The 22755-nt window shown below is 65.5% G+C and carries 19 protein-coding genes and 1 pseudogene; 12 read left to right on the top strand and 8 right to left on the bottom strand.

Annotation, left to right across the window (positions count from 1 at the left end; genetic code table 11):
- Positions 1 to 330 precede the first annotated feature (330 nt).
- Positions 331 to 1002, bottom strand: a complete 672-nt coding sequence (locus tag A3840_RS07325; RefSeq protein ID WP_082903718.1) for a nucleoside/nucleotide kinase family protein — start codon at positions 1000 to 1002, stop codon at positions 331 to 333.
- Positions 1003 to 1005: 3 nt separating this feature from the next.
- Positions 1006 to 1293, bottom strand: a complete 288-nt coding sequence (locus tag A3840_RS07320) for a DUF6460 domain-containing protein (RefSeq protein WP_067454142.1) — start codon at positions 1291 to 1293, stop codon at positions 1006 to 1008.
- A 218-nt stretch (positions 1294 to 1511) separates the two neighbouring features.
- On the opposite strand from A3840_RS07320, the gene A3840_RS07315 reads away from it, so the two are divergent.
- Both A3840_RS07315 and pdeM read left to right on the top strand, forming a co-directional pair.
- Entirely contained in the window at positions 1512 to 4004 is a 2493-nt protein-coding gene (locus tag A3840_RS07315) for a ligase-associated DNA damage response DEXH box helicase (RefSeq protein ID WP_067454139.1), read from the top strand.
- Between the two features lie 81 nt (positions 4005 to 4085).
- Complete coding sequence (gene pdeM, locus A3840_RS07310) at positions 4086 to 4793, top strand: ligase-associated DNA damage response endonuclease PdeM (protein WP_067454136.1); 708 nt, start codon at positions 4086 to 4088, stop codon at positions 4791 to 4793.
- Positions 4794 to 4800: 7 nt separating this feature from the next.
- Here the strand turns inward: pdeM and A3840_RS07305 are convergent, their stop codons facing one another.
- From A3840_RS07305 to A3840_RS07295, 3 genes are all read right to left on the bottom strand, one after another.
- On the bottom strand, positions 4801 to 5562 hold the full coding sequence (locus A3840_RS07305; protein ID WP_067454133.1) for a TIGR02186 family protein: 762 nt from the start codon (positions 5560 to 5562) through the stop codon (positions 4801 to 4803).
- Positions 5559 to 6485, bottom strand: coding sequence for a sulfite exporter TauE/SafE family protein (locus A3840_RS07300; RefSeq protein WP_067454131.1), 927 nt, complete (start codon positions 6483 to 6485; stop codon positions 5559 to 5561). Before A3840_RS07300 ends, A3840_RS07305 begins: the two co-directional genes overlap by 4 nt.
- Positions 6486 to 6647: 162 nt before the next feature.
- A complete protein-coding gene (locus A3840_RS07295) occupies positions 6648 to 10133 on the bottom strand; it encodes a peptidoglycan-binding protein (protein WP_067454128.1) in 3486 nt (1161 codons plus the stop codon).
- A 175-nt stretch (positions 10134 to 10308) separates the two neighbouring features.
- On the opposite strand from A3840_RS07295, the gene A3840_RS07290 reads away from it, so the two are divergent.
- Both A3840_RS07290 and A3840_RS07285 read left to right on the top strand, forming a co-directional pair.
- The gene (locus tag A3840_RS07290) at positions 10309 to 10980 is read left to right on the top strand and encodes a response regulator (protein WP_067454125.1); all 672 of its coding nucleotides are present in this window, start codon (positions 10309 to 10311) and stop codon (positions 10978 to 10980) included.
- Positions 10981 to 10982: 2 nt separating this feature from the next.
- On the top strand, positions 10983 to 11381 hold the full coding sequence (locus tag A3840_RS07285) for a VOC family protein (protein WP_067454164.1): 399 nt from the start codon (positions 10983 to 10985) through the stop codon (positions 11379 to 11381).
- A 130-nt stretch (positions 11382 to 11511) separates the two neighbouring features.
- On the opposite strand, the gene A3840_RS07280 is transcribed toward A3840_RS07285, so the two are convergent.
- Genes A3840_RS07280 through A3840_RS07270 form a run of 3 tightly spaced genes read right to left on the bottom strand, consistent with a single transcriptional unit; the run spans position 11512 to position 15267 of the window.
- Positions 11512 to 13068, bottom strand: coding sequence for a coiled-coil domain-containing protein (locus A3840_RS07280; RefSeq protein ID WP_067454123.1), 1557 nt, complete (start codon positions 13066 to 13068; stop codon positions 11512 to 11514).
- Positions 13069 to 13072: 4 nt separating this feature from the next.
- Complete coding sequence (locus A3840_RS07275; protein WP_067454120.1) at positions 13073 to 14011, bottom strand: DUF6384 family protein; 939 nt, start codon at positions 14009 to 14011, stop codon at positions 13073 to 13075.
- A 29-nt stretch (positions 14012 to 14040) separates the two neighbouring features.
- A complete protein-coding gene (locus A3840_RS07270) occupies positions 14041 to 15267 on the bottom strand; it encodes a cell surface protein (protein WP_067454118.1) in 1227 nt (408 codons plus the stop codon).
- A 213-nt stretch (positions 15268 to 15480) separates the two neighbouring features.
- On the opposite strand from A3840_RS07270, the gene A3840_RS07265 reads away from it, so the two are divergent.
- The 8 genes and pseudogenes from A3840_RS07265 to deoC all read left to right on the top strand — a co-directional run bounded on the left by A3840_RS07265 (position 15481) and on the right by deoC (position 22728).
- Entirely contained in the window at positions 15481 to 15951 is a 471-nt protein-coding gene (locus A3840_RS07265) for an SRPBCC family protein (RefSeq protein WP_067454115.1), read from the top strand.
- 102 nt (positions 15952 to 16053) lie between these two features.
- On the top strand, positions 16054 to 16182 hold the full coding sequence (locus A3840_RS20130) for a hypothetical protein (RefSeq protein WP_281180555.1): 129 nt from the start codon (positions 16054 to 16056) through the stop codon (positions 16180 to 16182).
- Positions 16183 to 16368: 186 nt separating this feature from the next.
- Positions 16369 to 17370, top strand: coding sequence for a BMP family lipoprotein (locus A3840_RS07260; protein WP_067454112.1), 1002 nt, complete (start codon positions 16369 to 16371; stop codon positions 17368 to 17370).
- A 25-nt stretch (positions 17371 to 17395) separates the two neighbouring features.
- A pseudogene (locus A3840_RS07255) lies at positions 17396 to 18946 on the top strand (ABC transporter ATP-binding protein); the annotation flags it as partial.
- Between the two features lie 116 nt (positions 18947 to 19062).
- On the top strand, positions 19063 to 20151 hold the full coding sequence (locus A3840_RS07250) for an ABC transporter permease (protein WP_067454107.1): 1089 nt from the start codon (positions 19063 to 19065) through the stop codon (positions 20149 to 20151).
- Positions 20151 to 21125, top strand: a complete 975-nt coding sequence (locus A3840_RS07245) for an ABC transporter permease (RefSeq protein ID WP_067454104.1) — start codon at positions 20151 to 20153, stop codon at positions 21123 to 21125. Before A3840_RS07250 ends, A3840_RS07245 begins: the two co-directional genes overlap by 1 nt.
- A 169-nt stretch (positions 21126 to 21294) precedes the next feature.
- Positions 21295 to 21699 carry a cytidine deaminase gene (locus A3840_RS07240; protein ID WP_067454101.1) on the top strand — a complete coding sequence of 135 codons (405 nt, stop codon included), beginning with the start codon at positions 21295 to 21297 and terminating at the stop codon, positions 21697 to 21699.
- 39 nt (positions 21700 to 21738) lie between these two features.
- Positions 21739 to 22728, top strand: coding sequence for a deoxyribose-phosphate aldolase (deoC, locus tag A3840_RS07235; protein ID WP_067454098.1), 990 nt, complete (start codon positions 21739 to 21741; stop codon positions 22726 to 22728).
- Positions 22729 to 22755 lie beyond the last annotated feature (27 nt).

Raw genomic sequence — 22755 nt, 5'->3', positions numbered from 1 at the left:
GCCATCATCAAACAATCCACAGTTGCTTGACCCGAGGGCTCTTGCCACGGCCCCGCAAACAAAGAACCCTCGGGTCAAGCCCGAGGGTGACGATCCGGGGGGAAGGGCGACGATCTTGGCGGGGTGAAGAGTGACGACCTTGGAGAGGGGAAGAGCGCCGATCCGGAGGAGGGTGACGGCTGACCATCCGAGGGGAGTGTCTACTCAGGGCGCACCAGTCCCCGCATTTTCACGACGTCATCCCCGCGAAAGCGGGGACCTCCGTTACCGATACACGTTTCGCAAACAGGGGTTCCCGCTTTTGCGGAACTGCCTCCGCTACGGACGGGCCTATTCCGCCACCATCATCTCGAACACCACATCGGCCCGGTCCCGCGATTGCTCCACCAGGTCGTAATTGGGCAGGTCGTTGCGCTCGATATGGGCCCTGTTGCGCGCTTCGGAAAACAGCCCTTCCTCCCCGTGCCGCTGCATCAGCCGCGCCCGCACCAGGTCGCGCTTCACATGCAGGAACACCGCATAATCGAGCAGCGCCTTCACCCCGGCCCAGGGCCCCTCGGTCAGCAGCAGGTAATTGCCCTCCACCACCAGCACCCGCACGTCCGGCGACACTGTGAAGGCGTTTTCCACCACGTCCTCGATCTTGCGGCTATAGCCCGGCCCGCTTACGGGCCCGCTCGCGTGCTTGAGGTGATGCAGGAAGCCGACAAAGGCGGCACCCTCGAAAGTATGCGGCGCGCCCTTGAAATCGGCCTGTCCCATCGCCTCGATCTTCTCGTGCTTCATATGGAAGCCGTCCATGGGCACATAGGCGGCGCTGCCGGGCTTGACCGCGTTGAGCATGGCCACCAGTTCCACGGCGAGGGTGGATTTGCCCACCCCCGGCCCGCCGGCCAGCCCGATGGCGATGCGTCGCCCATCGGCGGCGCTTTCCATTTCCAGAATATGCGGCACCAGCCTTGCCAGGGCCGCCTGCGGCGCCAGCCGGATCACCTCCGGCATGGCTCAGCGCGCCCGCGTCAGCCGCAGCAGCAGCCAGATCGGCACGACGATGGCCGCGCCCGCCAGCGCATAGGAGCCCAATTGCCGGAACAGGCCCGCCCCGTCGCGGATGGCCTCGCGCACCATCTCGACCGCGCCGCGCACCAGGTCGCCCGCATTGAACCCGAAGACCGACATGACGAACCCCACCATCAGCGAGATCAGCACCAGCCTGATCAGTACCGAAACCGGGCTGCCTCCCATGAAGCGCGCCAATGCGGAACGCGGCTCGGGGCGATAGTCTTCTGTCATCGGTCCACTCCGTTTGGCAGGAATCTGACCATCATATAGGCTCCTGGCTGATTTGTGTTAGGTGCGCCTTGTCAACTTTGCCGGCATCCCCCTCATCCGGCCCTTCGGGCCACCTTCTCCCCGAGGGGGAGAAGAATGGTCCTGCGCTCGCCTCTTGTTCCTCTCCCCCTTGGGGAGAGGGTGGATCGGCCGAAGGCCGAGACGGGTGAGGGGGTGCCATGGCCAAAACTCCAAACCTCCCCCCCATCATCGCCTCCTGGTTCGCCGCCCGCACCTGGTCCCCCCGCCGGCACCAGCTCGATGTGCTGGCCTCCTACCAGTCCGGCGCCAGCCAGCTCCTTATCGCCCCCACCGGCGCCGGCAAGACCCTGGCCGGCTTCCTGCCCACTTTGGCCGATCTGGTGGACGGCCGGTTCGACGGCCTCCACACCCTCTACATTTCCCCGCTGAAAGCCCTGGCGGTGGACGTGCAGCGCAATCTCTCCACCCCCATTGCCGAAATGGGCCTGCCCATCCGCGTCGAGGCGCGCACCGGCGATACGTCGGCGGCCAAGCGGGCCCGCCAGCGGGTCAAGCCGCCCCAGGTGCTGCTGACCACGCCCGAGCAATTGGCCCTGCTCATCTCCCATCCCCATGCCGAGCTCATGTTCGGCTCCCTGCGCCGCGTCGTCCTCGACGAGCTTCATGCTCTGGTCACCAGTAAGCGTGGCGATCTCCTGGCTCTCGGCCTGGCCCGCCTTGCCGCTCTCGCGCCGGACATGCGCATCACCGCCCTTTCGGCCACCGTGGCCCGGCCCGATCTGCTGGCCGACTGGATCGCCCGCCCCCTGCCGAGCCGGAATACCGAGCTGCTCCGCATGCAGGGCGGCGCGCCCCCCGAGCTGGCCATCCTCGAGACCGAGCAGCGCCTGCCCTGGGCCGGCCATTCGGCCGCCTATGCCCGGCCCGAACTCTACGACATCATCAAGCGGCACAAGACCACGCTGCTCTTCGTCAATACCCGCTCCCAGGCGGAAATGCTGTTCCAGGGCCTCTGGGACATCAACGAGGACATGCTGCCCATTGCCCTCCACCATGGCTCGCTCTCGGTCGAACAGCGCCGCAAGGTCGAGGCGGCCATGGCCTCGGGCAAGCTCAAGGCGGTGGTCTGCACCTCCACCCTCGATCTCGGCATCGACTGGGGCGATGTCGATCTGGTGGTCCAGGTCGGTGCGCCCAAGGGGTCGTCGCGCATGCTGCAGCGCATCGGCCGCGCCAATCACCGGCTGGACGATCCCTCCAAGGCGCTGCTCGTGCCCTCCAATCGCTTCGAAGTGCTCGAATGTGAAGCGGCGGTGGAGGCCGTCGCCGAGGGGCATCAGGACAGCGAGGACCCCCAGCCCGGCGGCTATGACGTGTTGGCCCAGCACGTGCTCGGCATGGCCTGTGCCGAGCCCTTCCACGCCGACGATCTCTATGCTGAGATCACCCGCGCCTGGCCCTATCGCGACCTGCCGCGCGCCCAGTTCGACCGCGTGCTCGATTTCGTGGCCACGGGCGGCTATGCCCTGCGCGCCTATGAGCGCTATGCCCGCCTGCGGCGGACGCCCGAGGGCAAATGGCGCATCGCCCATCCGCAGGTGGCCCAGCAATACCGGCTCAATATCGGCACCATCGTGGAAGAGCCCATGGTCCGGGTGCGCCTGGTGCGCTCCAGGAGCGAAAAGCAGGGCCGCACCACCGGCCCCATCGGCGCCGGCGGGCGCGTGCTGGGCGAGATGGAGGAATATTTCTTCGGCACCCTCTCCATCGGCGACACCTTCGCCTTTGGCGGCGAGATCGTCGCCTTCGAGGGCATGAAGGACAATGAGGCCTTCGTGTCCCGCGCCTATGCCAAGGACCCCAAAATCCCCTCCTATTACGGCGGCAAGTTTCCGCTCTCCACCTATCTGGCCGAGCGCGTCCGCCGCATCATGGACAGCCCCGCCGATTGGTCCCGCCTGCCGGACCAGGTCGCCGACTGGCTGCGCCTGCAGCGCGATTTCTCCGTCCTGCCGCGCCGCGACAGCCTGCTCGTCGAAACCTTCCCGCGCGGCACCCACAATTACCTGGTCTGCTATCCCTTCGAGGGGCGGCTGGCCCACCAGACCCTGGGCATGCTGCTCACCCGCCGGCTCGAACGCATGCGCGCCCGCCCGCTCGGCTTCGTCGCCTCCGAATATGCGCTGGCCATCTGGGGCCTGGGCGATCTCTCCGCCCTCATCCGCACCGACCGGCTCAGCCTCGACGAACTGTTCTCCCAGGACATGCTGGGCGACGATCTCGAAGCCTGGCTCGACGAATCCGCCCTGATGAAGCGCACCTTCCGCAATTGCGCCATCATCGCGGGCCTCATCGAGCGGCGGCATCCCGGCAAGGAAAAGACCGGCCGCCAGATCACCATGAGCTCCGACCTCATCTATGACGTGCTCTACCAGCACGAGCCCGACCACATCCTCATCCAGGCCACCCGGCACGATGCCGCCCGGGGGCTGCTCGATATCGAACGGCTCGGCCACATGCTGGCCCGCATCCGCTCCCACATCGTGCACAAGCCGCTCACGCAGATTTCACCGCTCGCCGTCCCCGTCATGCTCGATATCGGCAAGGAACCCATTTTCGGGGAAGGCCGGGAATCAGCTATGGCTGATGCCGCCGAGGAACTTCTGAAAGAAGCCGTTGGCGAACACTGAACCCTTCCCTTCTCCCCTCGTGGGAGAAGGTGCCCGAAGGGCGGATGAGGGGGCCTTCGTTTTGGACGACACAAAGACCATATGAACAACGCCGCCCTCGCTGATCCCATTCCGGACACTCCCGTGCTGCGTTTCGCCAGCCACAATTTCGAACCGCTCCCCTCCGGCGCTCTTTTTTGGCGCGCGCGGCAGACCTTGCTGGTCGCCGACCTGCATTTCGAAAAGATGGCCAGCTTTGCCCGCCGCGGTCAGATGTTGCCCCCCTACGACACGGCCATGACCCTCACCCGGCTCGAAGCCGATCTGCGCCGGACCGGTGCGACGACGCTTTTGTCGCTGGGCGACACTTTTCATCGTGTCGACGCTAGCAGTCTGCTAACCAATTCGGACCGGATGCGCCTCGATGCTATCGTCGATGCGGTGGACTGCATCTGGCTTTCGGGCAATCACGACCCGCTCCCCCATGCCATCGGCGGCACCTGCCTGCCCGAGCTGGAACTGGATGGGCTCCTGTTCGCCCACGAGCCGGCCAAGGGTCGAAACGGCCTGATTTCCGGGCATCTCCACCCGGCCGCCCGCGTTGCCATCAATGGCCGTTCGACCCGCCGGCCCTGCTTCGTCCACGACAATCGCCTGATGATCCTGCCCGCCTATGGCAGCTCCACCGGCGCCATCAACATCCTGTCGCCCGCCTTTTTCGGCCTGTTCCACCTCCCGGCCCTGGAAGTCACCATGCTGGGCCGAGACCGGCTCTATCCCGTGCCGGTCAAGCGCCTGGTCGGTGGCTAAATATCTGTCAACGCCTGAAAATAACGCCGCCGAGCCAGCCGGTGACCAAGGCCAGGACCACGCAAGCCAGACCGTAGAGCAGCGGCGACTGGGCGGCCGATTGCGCCAGGAACCGCTCGAAGCCGATCTTGCGCACCGAAAATCCCTCCGACTTGCGGGCGATGATCTGGCCGTCCTTGAACACATAGGTCTGGGCGATATAGGGCCCCGGCGGGGCGCTGCTCGGCAGGGTCAGCTGCGCCGAATAGAAGGTGTCGGACAGGAATTGCACGCCGTTTTCCTGCACCCCGAACAGGCCTTCCTCGGACATGATGCGGATCAGCTCGCGCCCGAAGGTCAGTGTCCGCATGAAGCCGGCGGGATTGGGCGCCATGGCATAGGCTTCGGGCAGGATGAAATTCTGGTTGAGCAGGTTGATATCGGCGATTTCCAGCAGGCGCCGGCTCGAGAGCACGTGGAAATAGCTCGGAAAGCGCCGGAAGGCGACCTGCTCGGTATTGAGCCAGATGCCGAAATTGTTGGTTTTCCGCCGCGCGACCCGGTCCTGGGCCGGTCCGAGCACCACCACCACCACCTGGAACGGCCCTTCCACAAAGCGCTGCTCGGCCCCCGCCGCCGGGGCGATCGTGCCAAAAAAGGTCAGCCTTTCCCCGTCGAAGCTGGAGGTGATCTGCACGCTGTCATTGGAGAGGCTGGAGATGAGCCGCTGGGCCTGGGTGGGCAGGGTCAGGGCGAGCAGGAGCAGCAGGATCAGGGCGAGGCGGCTCATCGCGCGATACTCGTGACGGCCATGGAATAGACATCGCTCGGCGTCAGCACCAGCGAGAGCCCGAAACGGATGGCCACCGCCAGCACCAGCAGGGCCAGCAGGCCGCGCAATTGTTCGCCGCGCAAATGCTTGCCCGCCGCCGCGCCGAACTGGGCGCCGGCCACCCCGCCCACCATGAGGCAGAAGGCCAGCAGCATGTCGACGCTCTGGCTCTGCACCGCATGCAGCACCGTCGTCGCCGCCATCATGGCCACCACCTGCGCCAGCGAGGTGCCGATCACCACATTGCCGGGCACCCGCAGCAGATAGACCAAAGCCGGCACCATGATGAAGCCGCCGCCAATGCCCAGAAGCGAGCCGACGAAGCCGATGAACAGGCCGATGACCAGCACCGGCAGCACGCTGATATAGAGCCGGCTCTTCTTGAACCGCACCCGCCAGGGCAGGCCATGCATCCAGGTGTGCTGATGGGGCATGCGCTCGCGCACCACGATGCCCTGCCGGCGCTTGAGCAGGGCTCGCACTGATTCCTGCAGCATCATGATGCCGACAAAGCCCAGCAGCACCAGGAAGCCGACGGCGATGACCAGGTCGAGCTGGCCGGCATCGCGCAGCAGGGCAAAGGCCGCCACCCCGCCAAAGGCGCCCAATATGCCGGACAGGACCAGGTAGAGCGCCAGATGCAGGTCGATGCCGCCGCGCCGGTAATGGCTCAGCGCGCCCGAGGTCGAGGCGGCCACCACCTGCCCGGTGACGGAGGCCACGGCCACGGCCGTCGGCACACCGGAAAAGATCAGGAGCGGCGTCAAGAGGAACCCGCCGCCCACACCGAACAGACCGGACAGAAACCCGACCGCCCCTCCGATCCCCACGAGAAAGAAGAGGTTCACGGAAAGCTCGGCGATCGGCAGATAGACCTGCAAGATCTGAAATCCCGTAATATGGTTCGCGGCCCATCCTAAGGGACGGTCCGTCAACAAGAGGTCAAAGCCCTGGGGCCTCACGCGAAAAAATATGGCCCGGGCATAGGCCCAGGCCGGCGGGGTGTCAAATCCAGCCCGGCGGGCCGTGGAGCGGGAAGCGCGCTAGACCGGCTGGCTCCCCAGGACGGCCAGCAGGCGGGGATTGATTCGGCCCACTTCGCTCATGCCCGTCGCCCGCTCGAAGGCCTTGATGGCGTCGGCCGTCTTAGGACCGGCCACCCCGTCGGGCGTGCCGATATCGAAACCGAGCCGCGCCAGCGTCTGCTGCACCTTGAGCGTGATATCGCGGTCGGCCAGCGTTTCGCCCGGATCGAAGCCGGACGACCAGGTGCCGATGGGCGCGAAATTGGCCGCCAGGTCCACCGGCTCGGCCTTCCAGGCCTTCACTTCCTCGGCGATGCGGCTCACCGCTTCGGCCGACAGGGACTTGGCGATGTCGTCGCGCGCCTGGCCCGCATCCTTGTCGCCGCTCTGCGCCGCCAGCGAGAACCACTTGAACGATTGCTCGAAGCTCTGCTCGACGCCCAGGCCGCGCGCATGCAGCATGCCCAGATTGAACTGGCTGTCGGTCATGCCGTGATTGGCCGCCTGCTCGAACCATTCGGCGGCCAGCTCGAATTGCTGCTCGCCCAACTGCCCGCCGGCATAGAGCGCGGCCAGATTGTGCATCGCCATGCGATTGCCGGCCTCGGCGCCGCGCTGATACCAGAGCCGGGCCTGTTCGAGGTCCTTTTCGACGCCCGAGCCGACCTCGTAGAGATTGCCCAGCCGGTATTGCGCCGGGGCGAAACCCTGCGCGGCGGCGCGTTCATACCACTTGGCCGCTTCCTCGAAATCCTTGTCCAGCGGGCCGCCCTCGCTGAAGATCGCGGCCACTTCGAATTGTGCCTGGGCATTGCCCTTGGCGGCCGCCTCGCGCAGCTCCGCCGGGCCGATGGCTTCGGGCGGCAGCTCGAAGGCCTCGGGCAGGGCGGGGTTCTCGGCAATCGATCCAGTGATTTCCGCTTCGGTCGCGACGGACGGCGCGGCCGCCAGATCGGGCGGGGCCGGCGTCGAGACTGCCGCGACCGGCGATTTCGAGAACCGCATCGGTTCGCCCGGATTGATCGAGCCGGTGGCCACCGTATCGACCAGGTCGATCACGCGGGGCGGGATGGTGGCGGACTGATCCTCCGATGGCGGCGGATTGTTCGCTGCCGGCGCCATGGTGGCGCTGGCCTGGGCCGGGGCGGCGGTTACCGGCGCGTTCATGCGCTGCAGCACCAGGTTGAGCGCCAGCATGGACACGGCCACCAGCGTCGCCGCCAGCAGCAGCGGCCGGCGGTGACGGGTCAGGAAGCCGGGCTCGCCGGCTTCTTCGACCGCGTCCGTGGCCAGGCTGGGCGCCTCTATCTTGTCTTTTTTGGCCTTCCTGGCGGGCCGCTCCTCGGCTGCCACGGCGGGCGGGGCCGTGGGGGCCTCGGCGGTCTCGTCCTTGGCTGGGCGCACCCGGGCCAGGGCGCGGCCGATAATGGAATTGCTGGTCGTGCTTTCCGCCTGCTCCTGGCGCAGCCGCTGGGCCCGGCGCGCGGCGGCGACGAAGGTGCTGGTGCTGGATACGGGAGCGCTGGGCTCCGGGACCGCTTCCGGCGCGGCACGATCGGCGAAGGGATCGGGCTCGTCGGGCGCCAGGCTCGATTGCGGGCGGGGCGGCTTTTCCGCCGTGCTGGGATCGAAGCCGCGCGGCGGCGCATTGAGCGGGGCGGTTTCCGGTTTCACGCGGGCCGGCACAACGGCCTTGGGCGCCGCGGCGCCAGTGTCGCGCTTGAAGCCGGGATCGACCAGCGGCGCCTCGTCGGCGGGATTGGTGGGCATGACGTCGCCATGCTCCCGGCTGAGATTGGCCAGAATGGCGTCGAGCCTGTCGCTGCTGGGCCGGCGCGACCGCATGGCTTCGCGGAAGGCGTCGGCAGGGGCTTCGGCAGGCTTGGTCTCGGCAGTCGCCGGCTCCGGCTTGCCGGGCAGGGTGGGAGCAGGAGCCGCCACCTTGTCGGACGCGTCGCGCTGCGACAGCAGGGCTTCGAGCCGGGCCAGGCGGTCGGTGGTTTCCTTGCCGGCGGTGTTGAGCAGCGCGGTCATGCGCTTTTCCATCGCCTGCATGCCTTCGCCATCGGCTGCCGGCGCCGACCGGGTCACAGCCTCGGAGGCGCGCGCGGCGATCATGTCGGCCAGAACGTCGTAATCGGGCGTCTTGCCGGCCGACTTGATCAGCCCGGTCAGCCGGTCCTCGATGCTCTTGAGGCTTTCGGGGCCGAACACGGCCACTGGCGCGACCGCCTTGCGGCTCACCATTTCGCCCGTCCGCTCGGCCACCATATTGGCCAGGGCCTCGAAATCGGGGCGGTCCTCGGCGCTGGCATAGAGCCGCGCCAGCCCGTCCAATTGCGCGCCGGCATCGTCCATGCGCGCCATCAGCGCCTTGAGCTGGTTTTCCACCGCGCCGGTGTCGATCCGCCCGCTCAGCGCCTCGATCTGGCTTTCGATGCGGGAAAAGCGTGGCTCCATGCCCGTCAGCACCGCATCGCGCAGGGCGGCGATATCGGCCTTGAGCGCGGCGACCTCGCCGCTGCCATTGTCCAGCCCTTCCAGCCGCTCGGCCAGCGCCTCGACCCGGCCCGCCAGCAGCTTGGGCGCGCCGGCATTGTCCTTCATCGCCTGCGTGAAGGCAGCCAATTCGCCGGTCAGCTTCTCGAAATCGCCCGAGGAGAGCGCGACATTCTTCTCGATCGTGTCGATCCGGTCGTAGACGTTGCGCACGCTCTCTTCGATGGCCTGCATTGCCGGGGCGATCTTGGCCGACGGATCGGCCTTGGTGGCGCGCTTTTTTTCCCGCGCCACTTCGCGTTCCATCTGTTCGGCCTGCAATTCGGCCAGCTTGCCGACCGTGCCGGAGACATCGTCCAGGCGCGCATTGATGGCGGCGAGGTCGGGCTGGGGGGAATTCTCGATCATGCCGGCCAGCGCCGCGATCTGGGTTTCGAGGCGCTTGACCTGCCCGGTCTCCCCGATGGCGCCGGCCAGCAATTCCACCACCTGGGTCAATTGCTCCACCTGCCCGGCCACCTCGCGCACATGGCCCGAATTGGAGCGCTGCGCCTTGAGTTCGCCTTCGAGCCGCTCCAGGCGCTGGCTCATGCCGCCCACGAGCTGTCCCAGCTCGCGGATTTCCGGCATGTCCAGGCGCCGCCCCGGCATGGCCGCGCCCTGCCGGCTGCGGATTTCGGCGATGGCCTCGGACAGGTCGTCCTCGTCTTCGGCAAAGATGGCTCTGTCGCGGTCGCTGAACCGGTCCACCGCGCGCTTGACCGTGCGCAGGGCCTCCTGCCGGCGCGAGGCGCTTTCGGTGCCGCTCATCTGGTCGCGCAAATGCCTGACCCGTTGCGCCAGCCCGCTGATGGCCGGCTGCTCCGGCTCGATTTCGGCCTGGCCATAATGGCTTTCAACCTTGTCGAGCAGGGCGACCAGCTCGCCGCGCAAGGCCTGCCATTCGCCGGCGCCGGCATCGCGGTCCAGGTCGGGATGGTCCGATAAGGGGTAAGCGCGCGCCATGTCGGGTACCTGTCACAAATAGACGGACCCCTCGCGATTCAACACGAAGGTATGAGGCCCACTCTTGGGAAAACATGGTAAAGAAGCCGTTAAGCATTGTCGCAATATGCAAGCCTGCCCCGCAGAAAACCCGACCAATTTGGGTTATTACGGACGAGAATATAGGTATTTGTCCATGACGCGCCGCCGCATCATCATCGTCGACGACCATCCCCTGTTCCGCGCGGCCCTGCGCCAGACGCTGGCCGGGGGCGATGCCACGATCAGCGTCGAGGAGGCCGGCGACCTCAATGGCCTCAGCGCCGCGCTCGATGCCGACCGGGATTGCGACCTCGTCCTGCTCGATCTCAACATGCCCGGGGTCAGGGGCTTTTCGGGCCTGCTGCTGCTGCGCGCCCAATATCCCGATATTCCGGTGATGATCATTTCCGCGGTCGAGGACGGCACCGTCATCCGCCGCGCCTTCGAGCTGGGCGCCGCCGGCTACCTGCACAAATCGGTCGGCCCCACGGAAATCCGCCGCGCCATCGAAACCGTGCTCTCCGGCGAGGTCTTCGTGCCCGCCGGCACCAGCCTGGGCGGCGAGGACGATCACAGCGCCCTGATGAAGCGGCTCGCCACGCTGACGCCGCAACAGGTGCGGGTGCTGATGATGCTCAGCGACGGGCTGATGAACAAGCAGATCGCCTATGAGCTGTCCATTTCGGAAGCCACGGTCAAGGCGCACGTCTCGGCCATCCTGCAGAAGCTCGACGTGGACAGCCGCACCCAGGCGGTGATCGCCGCCGCGCGCATCGAGGACGGGCGATTCGAGGCCCTGTTCTCCACCGGCGCCGAGAAGGTGTGACGATGAAACCCGAAATCTCGATCATCACCATCGGGGTCGAGGATCTCGAGCGGGCCTTTGCCTTCTACCGCGCCCTTTTCGATATCGCCGACGACCAGATCGGCGCCGGCGAGGACCATGTTGCCTTCTTTTTCGATGACAAGTTCTCCTTCGTGCTGTTCCCGCGTGCCGCGATCGCCCAGACCGCCGGCAAGCCGGAGGCCATTGCCGGCACGCCCGGTTTCGTGCTCAGCCACCGCGCCGAAAGCCCCGAAGCCGTGGACGCCATTCTCGACCGCGTCCTGGTCGCGGGCGGCGCCGTCATCACTCCCGGCACGCAATCGGAATGGGGCTATTCGGCCTATTTCGAGGACAGCGAGGGCAATGTCTGGGAAGTGATGGCCACGCCAGCGGTGAATTGAGGCCAAGGGCGGTTCGGGGCGTTCCCGCACAGATCGCCATCCCTTCGGGCCTGATCCGAGGGCTCTTGCGACGCCGAAAACGCCCTCGGGTCAAGCCCGAGGGTGACGAGCGGTGGTAGACAGGACCGCCCTAGAACCCGCCGCCGGTCTTGAACCCGCCATGCTTGCGCGTGCCCGAGGAGCCCGTGCGCGGGCGCGAAAAGCCGCCGCCGCCTGAGGACGACCCGCCCCCCCAGCTGCCACCGAAGCCGCCGCTGGGTCTGCTCTTGCGGCTGCCGCTCCCGCCGCCGCCGAAACTGCCATCGGGCCAATTGAAGCCGCCGCCGCTCGGGGGCCAGGGATTGCTGCCGGCATTGCTACGGCTCTGGCGAGTGCTCTTATAGCCCGCGCCCCATTCGCTGCCCGGCGCCCAGTTTTGGCTGCGCCGCCATTGATCCCAATAGCTCGCGGCCGAAATGCCGCCGCGCAGGAACTGGTCCAGCAGGTCGCCGACCAGCCGGTCCTCCTTGAAGCTGGACGTGGGATCGTCGAAGCGCTGCTTCTTGAATTCCCACTGGATGTCTTCCAGCTCGCGCCGCCTTGCCGCCAGCGTCTTCAGCCGCTCGCGCAATTCGCGACCCTCTTCGTCCTCCTCGCGCAGCCGCGTGCGGGCATCGTCGATCTGGGCGACGATGGTATCGTCCTGGCCGGTGCGCGTCTGGCGCGCCGCTGCCAGCAGGGTCTGGATATCTTCCCGGCCCAGCGCCGCCGCCAGCTCCGCCGTCGCCGTTTCGAACGCCGGGTCCTTGCCGTCCGCCAGTTCCTGCAGCCGGCCGGCGGCCGCGTCCCGCTGGTCCTCGGCGGCCAGGATATCGGCGTCGAGCCGCTCGATTTCCGCCTGTGCAGCCGCGATGGCCTGGCGGATCGGCTTGCCGCCCGCGCCATCGACGGCCGCGACTTCCAGCGCCGCCAGTTCGGCCTCGGCCTCCTGCACCAGCTGTTCCTGGCGCTCTGCATGCTCGCGCAGACGCAGCGGGATTTCGTTGAGCATGGCGTAGTTCGGCCGCGCCTTCTGGAAGCCGATCAGATTGGCCACCATGGCATCGAAATAGCGCGTCAGATTGCCGGCCTTGTAGCTGCTGGTGCCATAGCCGGCATCCCACAGATACATGAACAGCGGATCGTCCCGGTAGGGGCGGCCCTTTTCCTCGCGGTCGGTCTCGGCCAGCTCGGTCTTGCGCATCGATTGTTCGGCGACGCGGTCCAGTTCCTCGGTCTGGCTCTTCTTGGCCTGGAATTCGGCATCGCCGGCCAGCTGGCCCCGCAAGCTCGCGGTCAGCGCGTCGAGCTTTTTCTGCTGCTCGTCGAGCCGCGCCACGGCTTCAGTGCGTTTCTCGATCAGGGCGGCGCGCCTGGCGTCCAGGTCGCTCAGCGCCTGCTCGGCCGCGCCCACGTCCCGCGCATGGTCCTTGAGCATGTCGCGGGCCTTGGCCTCGGCACTGGAAATGCGCCCGTCCAGCTCGCCCTGCATGGCCGGGTCCAGCCGCAATTGCGCCAATTGCCGGAACAGCTCGGCTTCGCTTTCCTTGATCTTGGTGACGCGCTCGGCCGAGCGCGCCAGCCGTTTGGACAGCTCGTCCTCCTCGCGGCGGATGTCGCCCATGGCTTCCTCGAGGCTGGCCAGGGCCTGGGGTCCACGAATGCTCATGCCATCACCACTGCGTCACCGCGCCGCCCATGACGGGCATCAGATATTCCACCTCGAGAAATCCATCCGATTTCCGGCCCACCATATTGCCCTGGATGATGCCGTCGTCCTGCTTGTCGGCGGCCACGGCATTGTAGATGCTCTCGGGCACCCGCACGCCCCACATCGACACCGTCTCGGTCTGTCCGTTCTCCTCGTTGAGGATGGGCAGCGACAGCGCGTTGCCGTCCGGGTCCAGCGCCTCGACCACGATGTAGTAATTGGTCGCGTCGGTATTGATCTCGGGGAAGGTCCAGAAGCCCGATTGCACGCCCTCGCGATTGACCACGCGCAGCGTATATTGCTGGCGCAATTGGTCGCGCAGCGCGGTCAGGCGCGCAATGGCGTCCTCGGCGCCGGCCCGATCGCCTTCGGCGGCCATGGCCTTGCCGCGGGCGATCAGCCCGTCCGCCTGCACCACGGCCTGCTGCACCTTGGTCTCTTCGTAGATGGTCTGGTAGAGCGCATCCATCTGCGCCGGCAGGGTCTGGCTGAGCTCGATCCGGGCCTGCTCGGCCTGGCCGCGCTGATAGGGTTGCCACACCCCGAAATAGCCGATGCCGAGTACCGCCAGGGCGACCAGGGCGGCCATGACCGGCCGGCCCCAGCGTTTGCGGCTCACATAGAGGCAGGCCAGGCTGGTCGCCAGGCCGGGGGCAGGGGGCTCATAGGTGAAGCGGCTTTCGGCCAGAGCCGAAACGCCTTCCTTGAGGATGTGGTCAGGCACCTCGATGCCCTGCTGGTGATAGATATTGCGCAGCCGCTCGATCAGCTGCTTTTCCCGCGCGATCCCATCGAGTTCGCGCGTCACCAGATCCTGCCGGTGACGAAGCGTGTCGACCACGTCCATCGCCAGCATGACCTCGTCCAGAGGTGCAGCGGGCTTCGCCGTCGCGTCACTCATGCCCAGCCTTTGCCCCGATCTTCACGGCCTCAATTCTTGGTTTCGAGCAGCAGGGCATTGCCCTCTGCGGCCAGCGTCGCCAGGCGGCGCTTGCCGTCTTCCACCGCGTCGCGGATTTCCGCCGAATTCTTGGTGGAGGCGACGCGCATCTCGTTGATGATGCCGCGGCTCTTTTCCTGGAAATTGACCACCGAATCCACGAGCTTCTTGACCGCGTCGGCGCGCACCGTCGGGCCGTAGCCGGCCTTGATGGCTTCTTCCTGTACCTTGTCGCCGATCTCGCTGAGCGTTTCCAGGCTCTTGGACATGCCTTCCTTCATCGCGTTCAGCGTCTCGGTGGATTCGTGCAGGCCGAACATGCCGGTGAAGGAGGCCGAAAGAGCCGTCAGCACCGTCTCGTTGGTGGAGAAGAACGAGATCGACTGCTGATAGACGCGCTCCTTGGCATTGGTGGTCTGCATCAGCCGCGCCATCACCACTTCCGAGGTGTTGTAGGAAATGGTGAGATTGTCCGAGAGGTCCTTGGCGATCTGGTAGCGCTTTTCCTCGTTCTGCATCTCGCGCAGGCGTTCGTCGCGGGCCATTTCCAGCCGCGCCCGGTCCGCCGGCACGTCCCCGGCATAGGCGGCCAGTTCGTCGGCCGATTTCTGCAGGATGTTCTTCTTGTCGGCGAGGCGCTTTTCGGCAACCTGCAGCAATTCCAGCGCCATCACCTCGGCCTGCTTCAGGGCGCCGCGGAAATCGCGATAGGCTTCGAGAATGGTGTGCTCGCGGTCGATCTGGTCCTTGGTGTCCCGGGTGACCTCGAGATAGGTGTCGCGGATCCTGTTGAAGCGGGTGGAGATGTCGCCGCGGCTCACCTTCATCCACACATTGGAGACGCGCTCCATCAGGTCGATCTTGTTGTCCTGCAACTGGTCGACCAGCATCTTGGCGTCGTCGCGGATGGAATCGAAGCCCTTGGTGATGTCCTCGTAGCGCTCGCCGATCTTCATGGCGGCGACCTGTTCGCGCACCACTTCGTTGAAGGCGCTGGCCTGGCTCAGCGTCCGGCCGATCAGGATGACGCGGGTTTCGTCCAGTTCGGTGATCTGGCTCAACAGACCGGTGATCGGCTGCTCGCCCTGCTGCTCGGGCCAGATGCCCAGGTCGCGGATGGCGTTGACCGCCTTGTCGAGATATTGCAGCGGCTTTTCGGCCAGCGTGGTCACACCGGCTGCGGCGGGCGTTGCGGTCGTGGTCACTTGGTCGGTCATCCCTGTCTCCCTGTAGAACGGGCCCAATCTGGCATTGCACCAGGCTCTAGATTGCGTCTGCCGTGCCGCCTGACAATTGCAAGTGCGCGTATGGCCAACTATTTAGCTCATATTGGTGCGAAAAAGCCGCAGGTAAAGAACAGGGGTCGCCGAAATGTCCAATCCCTCACCGGCCCCGGTTTCCGGGCGGAAGCCGCGCATCAGGGCTCGCTGATGGAGTTCGGTGGACGCTATCGCATCGCCGCGCCCCGCAGCACCGTCTGGGCCGCGCTCAACGATCCGGCAATGCTTAAGGCCGCCATTCCGGGATGCAGCCACATCGCCTGGTCGGGCCCCGATCGGCTTGATCTCGAAATCACGGTCAATCTGGGCATGGTCAAGCCGGTGTTCAAAGGCGAGCTGATGCTGTCCGATGTAAGCCCGGCAGAGAGCTATACCCTGTCCGGGCGCGGCAAGGGCGGCATTATGGGCCTGGCCGAAGGGGCGGCGGATATCACGCTCGCCGATGATGAAGAGGCGACGCTCCTGGCCTTCACCGCCCATGGCGGCGCGTCGGGACAGATCATGAAACTGGGCAAGGCCATAGTCGGCAATTCGGCTCAGAAGATCATCGACGGCTTCTTCGAGCGCTTCGCCACGGCCATGGGCGCCGAGATCGCGCCCCTGGGTCCCGACCGACCTTAACCGGGCCTTAACCACATCCCCAGCCGCCGCCGAGATGCCACGATTCCGCCGCGCCGGATGCGCTAGAGACAGGCGATCCACGCAATTTGTCTCAAATCATCCATGTCCTCCCAGACCCGCGACACCCTCACCCTTTACGCCATCGCCGCCTTGGCCATATTGGGCACGCTCTATGCCGATTCCGGTCTGGATTTGGGACAGATGTTCCAGTTCGTGCTGGCGCGCTGGTAGCCGGTCCCTGTCCCTGCGCCGATCCTGCCGTCCGGCGGGCACGCCGCGCAGATTTTGACCATATGGAAAAATATCGCGTCATCCCTCTTGCGGGCAGCGCCATTGCACGATTTTATCGCGCGATAGCGCACGCAGTTGCCCGGGGACGCGTTTCCGGCGCTGGGTGCGAGACAGGGAGACTAATCAATGAAAATTTCGACCCTTACCAAGGCTATTGCCGGCGGCGTCGCGGCAAGCGCCCTGATGGCCGGCGCGGCCTTTGCGGATGGCGCGCTCGTCTATGACGGCGGCGGCAAGTTCGACAAGTCGTTCAACGAAGCGGCCTATAACGGTGCCGAGCGTTTCAAGGCCGAAGGCGGCGCCTATCAGGACCTGGAAATCTCCGGCGACGCCATGCGCGAGCAGGCTGTCCGCCAGTTCGCCTCGCGCGGCAATAACCCGATCGTGCTGCCGGGCTTCTCCTGGGAAACCGCCCTGCGCGCCGTGGCCCCGGAATTCCCCGATACCAAGTTCACCATCATCGACACCGTTGTGGACCTCCCCAATGTCCAGTCGGTGGTGTTCAAGGAGCAGGAAGGCTCCTATCTCGTCGGCATTCTGGCCGCGATGAAGTCGGAATCGGGCAAGATCGGCGTGGTGCCGGCCTTCAATTTCGATCTGCTCGAAGCCTTTGCCTGTGGCTATGCCCAGGGCGCCAAGTCGGTGAACCCCGATATCGAAGTGCTCGAAACCTATGTCGGCACCGGCTTTGAAGCCTTCAACGACCCGGTCAAGGCCACCGAAGTGGCCAAGTCCCAGCTCGACCAGGGCGTGGACGTGATCTTCCAGGTCGCCGGTGGTGCTGGCGCGGGCGTGCTCCAGGCCGCGGCCGATGCGGGCAAGTTCTCGATCGGCGTCGACAGCAACCAGAACCACCTTCACCCCGGCTCGGTCCTGACCTCGATGGTCAAGCAGGTCGACGTCGCCACCTACAACGCCATGAAGGGCGTGGAAGATGGCACCTGGGAGCCGGGCCTGGTCGTGCTGGGCCTTGCTGAAGGTGGCGTCGGCGCTGCCTTCGACGACAACAATGCTTCGCTGATCACCCCCGAGATGACGGCCGCGGTCGAAAAGGCCACTGCCGACATCATCTCCGGCGCGGTGACCGTCCACGACTTCCGCGAAGACAAGCAGTGCCCTGCACTCTAAAACCGAAAGGGGTCAGGACTTAGCAATGACGAGTCTGAACCCGGAAAACGCGCAGCGGCCCGAAGGGGCCGCTGCCGCACCGCTCGCCATCGAGCTCATCGGCATCAACAAGCATTTCGGTCCGGTTCACGCCAACCGCGACATTCACCTGGCCGTCAGGCGCGGCACGGTGCATGGCATCGTGGGCGAAAACGGCGCCGGCAAATCGACGCTGATGTCCATTCTCTATGGCTTCTATACCGCCGATAGCGGCGAAATCCGCGTCAACGGCGCCCCCCAGACCATCACCGACAGCCGCCACGCTTTGGCGCTCGGTATCGGCATGGTGCACCAGCACTTCATGCTGGTCGATAATTTCACCGTCCTCGAGAATGTCGTGCTCGGCGCCGAGGATTCCGCTTTGCTGCGCCCCACGCTCAACAAGGCGCGCGACCAGCTCAAGGCTTTGGCGCGCGATTATGGGCTGGAAGTGGACCCCGATGCCATCATCGAGAACCTTTCGGTCGGCCAGCAGCAGCGCGTGGAAATCCTGAAGGCGCTCTATCGCGGCGCCGAAACCCTTATTCTCGACGAGCCCACCGGCGTGTTGACGCCGGCCGAGGCCGACCATCTGTTCCGCATCCTCGGCAAGCTGCGCGAGGAAGGCAAGACCATCATCCTCATCACCCATAAGCTGCGCGAGATCATGGCCATTACCGACGAGGTTTCGGTCATGCGCCAAGGCGCTATGGTGCAGACGCTGAAGACCGCTGAGACCAGCCCCGAGCAATTGGCCGAGCTCATGGTCGGCCGCCGCGTGCTGCTGCGGGTCGAAAAGGGCCCGGCCAATCCGGGCGACGTCCTGCTCGATGTCGAGAACCTGATCGTCACCGACGATTTCAAGGTGCCGCGCGTCAAGAATATCAGCTTCCAGGTCCGCGCCGGCGAGATCGTCGGCATTGCCGGCGTTGCCGGCAACGGCCAGTCCGAATTGCTCGAATCCATTGCCGGCATGCGCGACCAATTGGGCGGCACCATCCGCGTCAATGGCCGCCCGCTCTCGCTGGCCGGCGATGATGGCGCCGCGCGCGCGCGCCTTGCCGGCCTCGCCCACGTGCCCGAAGACCGGCTGCGCATGGGCCTGGTCACCAATTTCGCTGCCTGGGAAAACGCCATTCTCGGCTACCAGGACAAATATGGCGACGGCCCCGGTCTCGATATCGCCAAGGCGCGCGATATTGCCGGCGAATACATGAAGAAGTTCGACGTCCGTCCGGCCAATCTCGACCTCAAGACCTCCAATTTCTCCGGCGGCAATCAGCAGAAAATCGTGCTGGCGCGGGAAATGGAGCGCGATCCCGACGTGCTGATCGTCGGCCAGCCGACCCGCGGCGTCGATATCGGCGCCATTGAGTTCATCCATAACCAGATCATCAAGATGCGCGATGCCGGCAAGGCGATCCTGCTCGTCTCGGTGGAGCTGGACGAAATCCGCTCGCTGGCCGACCGCATCCTGGTGATGTTCGACGGCCATATCGTAGGCGAGGCCGATCCGGCCAGCGCCGACGAAACCGAACTGGGCCTGCTGATGACCGGTTCGCATCCGGACCGGGCCGTCACCGAGCCGGGCACGCTGCCCGCGCACGAGACCCCGGCACAGCAGACCATGGTGCAGATGAGTCCCAAGGACAATTCCGGCAGGGAGACCAATTGATGACTGCCTTGCCGCGCTGGGCCGACGTGATCCTGCTGCCCGTTCTCAATGTCGTCCTGGCGTTTCTCGTCGGCGGCCTCATCGTGCTCGCCGTGGGCCAGAACCCCATCGAAGCCGTGGGCATCATGCTCTATGGCGCCTTCGGCTATGGTTCGGGCTTCGGCTACACGCTCTATTACACCACCGACTTCATCTTTGCGGGCCTGGCCGTGTCGCTGGCCTATCATGCGGGCCTGTTCAATATCGGCCCTGAGGGCCAGGCCTATGTCGGCGGGCTCGGCGTCATCCTGATCGGGCTGGCGCTCAACGGCACCCATTGGGCCATCGTCTTCCCGCTGATGATCGTCTGCGGTGCATTGTTCGGGGCGGCCTGGGCCTTCATCCCCGGCTATCTCCAGGCCAAGCGCGGCAGCCACGTCGTTATCACCACCATCCTCTTCAACTTCATCGCCGCCTCGATGATGGGCTATATCATCAGCCGCATCCTCAAGCCGGCCGGCGTCAATTCCGACGAAAGCGCCCCGCTCGAAGCCATTACCCGCGTGCCGCAATTGCGCAGCTTCATCGAGCTGTTCCGCAATTCGCCGGTCAACCTCACCTTCTTCCTGGCCATTGCCGCGCTGATCTTCGTCTATTGGCTGATCTGGCGCACCAAGTTCGGCTATGCCGTGCGGGCGCTGGGCAATAACCCGGTGGCTGCCAATTATGCCGGCATTTCCAACCAGAAGATGATCATGATCGTCATGGCCCTGGCCGGCGCCTTCGCCGCCATGGTGGCGGTCAACAATGTGGGCGGCGTGCAGGGGCGGCTGATCCTCAATTTCGTCAACGGCGCCGGTTTCGTGGGCATCGCCGTGGCCTTCATGGGCCGGGGCCACCCGGTGGGCGTCGGCCTTTCGGCGCTGCTTTTCGGCATTCTCTATCAGGGCGGGCAGGAACTGGCCTTCCAGATGCCGGGCATTACCCGCGAAATGATCGTCACCATCCAGGCGCTCGTGATCCTCTTCACCGGGGCCATGGGCGACATGCTGCGCGGCCCGCTGGGTCGAATATTCACCCAGCCCGACCCTGTGGCAGGAGGCAAGTGATGGAACAGGCTCTGGTCGACATCACCCTCATCCTCGATTCCACCGTGCGCCTGGCCGTGCCCTTGATCCTGGCGTGCCTGGCCGGTCTTTATTCGGAGCGCGCCGGCATCGTCGATATCGGTCTCGAAGGCAAGCTCCTCGCCGGGGCCTTCGCCGCCGCGGCCATGTCCGCGGTCACCGGTTCGGCCTGGCTGGGTCTGCTGGCCGGGATCGGCGCGGCGCTCCTGTTCTCGGGCATCCACGGCCTGGCCTCGATCAATTTCAAGGGGAACCAGACCATTTCCGGTGTGGCGCTCAATTTCCTCGCCGCCGGGCTCACCACCTTTCTCGGCCAGTCCTGGTTCCATCGCGGCGGCTATACGCCCCAGCTCTCCGGCGACCAGCGCTTCAACCCGATCACCCTGCCTTTCGCCAATGAGTTGCGCGAAGTGCCGATCCTGGGCCAGATCTATTGGGAGCTGATCTCGGGCCACAACATCATCACCTATGTCGCCTTCATCGCCGTGCCGGTTACCGCCTGGGTGCTGTTCCGCACCCGTTTCGGCCTGCGCCTGCGCGCCGTGGGCGAAAATCCCAAGGCCATCGATACGGCCGGCATTTCGGTGACGCTGCTGCGCTATCAGGCGCTGATCATCACCGCCGTGCTGGTGGGTATCGGCGGGGCCTATCTTTCGATCGCCCAGTCGGCCGGCTTCAACAACAACATGTCGGCTGGTCGCGGCTATATCGCGCTGGCGGCGCTGATCTTCGCCAAATGGCGACCGGGTCCGGCGCTGCTGGTCTGCCTCATGTTCGGTTTCCTCGATGCCTTCCAGTTCCGCATCCAGGGCCAGTCCTTCCCGCTGATCGGGGAAGTGCCGGTCCAGGCCATCCAGGCGCTGCCCTATATCCTGACGGTCATCCTGCTCGCCGGCTTCATCGGCCGCGCTGTGGCGCCCAAGGCTTCGGGCATTCCCTATACCAAGGAGCGCTAGCCTTTTTTCCGCCCACCCTCCCCCTTGAGGGGAGGGTAGCGCCGCTAGGACCGAAGGGACGTAGCAAAGCTGGGGAGGGGGTAATGCGGTGTACTGCCGAAGGGCCCCCTCCCTCATTCCCTCCCCTCAAGGGGGAGGGATGCAAAGGAGCCGATAGCTCATGACGACTATGACTGACCAAGACGCTGCCCTCTTCGCCGCCGCAGAGGCCGTGCGCAAAAACGCCTATGCGCCCTATTCGAACTTCCAGGTCGGTGCCGCCATTCTCGCCGATGACGGCAAGATTTATGCGGGCTGCAATGTCGAGAATGCGGCCTATCCGGTGGGCAATTGCGCCGAGCCCAGCGCCATCGCCGCCATGCTGGCCGGCGGCGGTAAGCGCATCCGGCGCATCTATGTCACCGGGCCGGGCACGATGCCGGTTACCCCCTGCGGCGGCTGTCGCCAGCGCATCCGCGAATTTGCCGATTTAGACGTCGAAGTGATCTCCCACGGCGTCGACGGCCAACCTTTGGTCCAAACTCTGGGGCAGCTTCTTCCCCATAGCTTCGGCCCGGAATTCCTGAACAAATAAGAGCCGGGGCACCGGCCATCCGCCACGGTGGAGGAACAGATGAGTCTCAAGATCGTCGACAATTCGCATTCGGAAGCCGTTCACAAGCGCAATCCTGGCTACCCGCTCGACCTCGATTGGGTCGAACGCGTGCGCATGAACCGCTCGGCTCTCGAACGTCGCGCCGGCTCCATCGGCGCGCGCCGCACGGTGAAGAAGGATTACCAGCTCGCCTGGCTCCTCAAGGCCATCACCCTGATCGATCTGACGACCCTAAATGCCGACGATACCCCCCGCCGCGTCGAACGCCTCTGCGCCAAGGCCCGCAATCCCTTGCGCAGTGACATCGTCGAAAAGCTCGGGGTAGGGGACCTCCGCATCCTCCCCGGCGCCGTCTGCGTCTACCACACCTTCGTCAAAACCGCCGTCGATGCATTGGAAGGCACCGGCATTCCCGTCGCCGCCGTCTCCACCGCCTTCCCGCATGGCCTGGCGCCCGTCGAAACCAAGATCGCCGAGATCGAGGCCTCGGTGAAGGACGGCGCCAGGGAAATCGACATCGTCATCGAGCGCGGCATGGTACTGCGCGGCGATTGGCAGGCGCTCTACGACCAGGTGAAATCCTTCCGCAAGGCCTGCGGCGATGCTCATATCAAGACCATTCTGGGCACCGGCGAGCTGGCGACGCAAACCAATATCGCCAAGGCGAGCCTGGTCTGCATGCTGGCCGGCGCCGATTTCATCAAGACCTCGACCGGCAAGGAAAAGGTCAATGCCAATCTCGTCACCTCGCTGACCATGATCCGCATGATCCGCTGGTTCGCCGAGGAAACCGGCATCGAGATCGGCTACAAGCCCGCCGGCGGCATCGCCACGGCGGGGGACGCGCTCAAATATATGGCGCTGATGAAGGAAGAGCTGGGCACGCACTGGCTGCAGCCGCACCTCTTCCGCTTCGGTGCGTCATCGCTACTGACCGATATCGAGCGGCAATTGGAACATGGTCTGACCGGCCATTATGCGGCGGATTACCGCCAACCCATGGTGTGATGCCTGCTCGCCACCGTGACGTCATCC

The organism is Devosia elaeis, assembly GCF_001650025.1.
GTDB lineage: Bacteria > Pseudomonadota > Alphaproteobacteria > Rhizobiales > Devosiaceae > Devosia > Devosia elaeis.
Note: the sequence above shows the minus strand (reverse complement) of the source record. Positions and strands in the feature narration are given on the sequence as shown.

Excerpts from the sequence above, each read along its gene's own strand:
- A3840_RS07250 (WP_067454107.1), top strand. The coding sequence starts at position 19,063 with ATGACTGCCTTGCCGCGCTGGGCCGACGTGATCCTGCTGCCCGTTCTC.
- pdeM (WP_067454136.1), top strand. The coding sequence starts at position 4,086 with ATGAACAACGCCGCCCTCGCTGATCCCATTCCGGACACTCCCGTGCTG.
- A3840_RS07315 (WP_067454139.1), top strand. The coding sequence starts at position 1,512 with ATGGCCAAAACTCCAAACCTCCCCCCCATCATCGCCTCCTGGTTCGCC.
- A3840_RS07325 (WP_082903718.1), bottom strand. The coding sequence starts at position 1,002 with ATGCCGGAGGTGATCCGGCTGGCGCCGCAGGCGGCCCTGGCAAGGCTG.
- A3840_RS07280 (WP_067454123.1), bottom strand. The coding sequence starts at position 13,068 with ATGAGCATTCGTGGACCCCAGGCCCTGGCCAGCCTCGAGGAAGCCATG.
- deoC (WP_067454098.1), top strand. The coding sequence starts at position 21,739 with ATGAGTCTCAAGATCGTCGACAATTCGCATTCGGAAGCCGTTCACAAG.
- A3840_RS07320 (WP_067454142.1), bottom strand. The coding sequence starts at position 1,293 with ATGACAGAAGACTATCGCCCCGAGCCGCGTTCCGCATTGGCGCGCTTC.
- A3840_RS07265 (WP_067454115.1), top strand. The coding sequence starts at position 15,481 with ATGGAGTTCGGTGGACGCTATCGCATCGCCGCGCCCCGCAGCACCGTC.
- A3840_RS07285 (WP_067454164.1), top strand. The coding sequence starts at position 10,983 with ATGAAACCCGAAATCTCGATCATCACCATCGGGGTCGAGGATCTCGAG.
- A3840_RS07275 (WP_067454120.1), bottom strand. The coding sequence starts at position 14,011 with ATGAGTGACGCGACGGCGAAGCCCGCTGCACCTCTGGACGAGGTCATG.
- A3840_RS07245 (WP_067454104.1), top strand. The coding sequence starts at position 20,151 with ATGGAACAGGCTCTGGTCGACATCACCCTCATCCTCGATTCCACCGTG.
- A3840_RS07290 (WP_067454125.1), top strand. The coding sequence starts at position 10,309 with ATGACGCGCCGCCGCATCATCATCGTCGACGACCATCCCCTGTTCCGC.
- A3840_RS07240 (WP_067454101.1), top strand. The coding sequence starts at position 21,295 with ATGACTGACCAAGACGCTGCCCTCTTCGCCGCCGCAGAGGCCGTGCGC.
- A3840_RS07305 (WP_067454133.1), bottom strand. The coding sequence starts at position 5,562 with ATGAGCCGCCTCGCCCTGATCCTGCTGCTCCTGCTCGCCCTGACCCTG.
- A3840_RS07270 (WP_067454118.1), bottom strand. The coding sequence starts at position 15,267 with ATGACCGACCAAGTGACCACGACCGCAACGCCCGCCGCAGCCGGTGTG.
- A3840_RS07295 (WP_067454128.1), bottom strand. The coding sequence starts at position 10,133 with ATGGCGCGCGCTTACCCCTTATCGGACCATCCCGACCTGGACCGCGAT.
- A3840_RS20130 (WP_281180555.1), top strand. The coding sequence starts at position 16,054 with ATGTCCTCCCAGACCCGCGACACCCTCACCCTTTACGCCATCGCCGCC.
- A3840_RS07260 (WP_067454112.1), top strand. The coding sequence starts at position 16,369 with ATGAAAATTTCGACCCTTACCAAGGCTATTGCCGGCGGCGTCGCGGCA.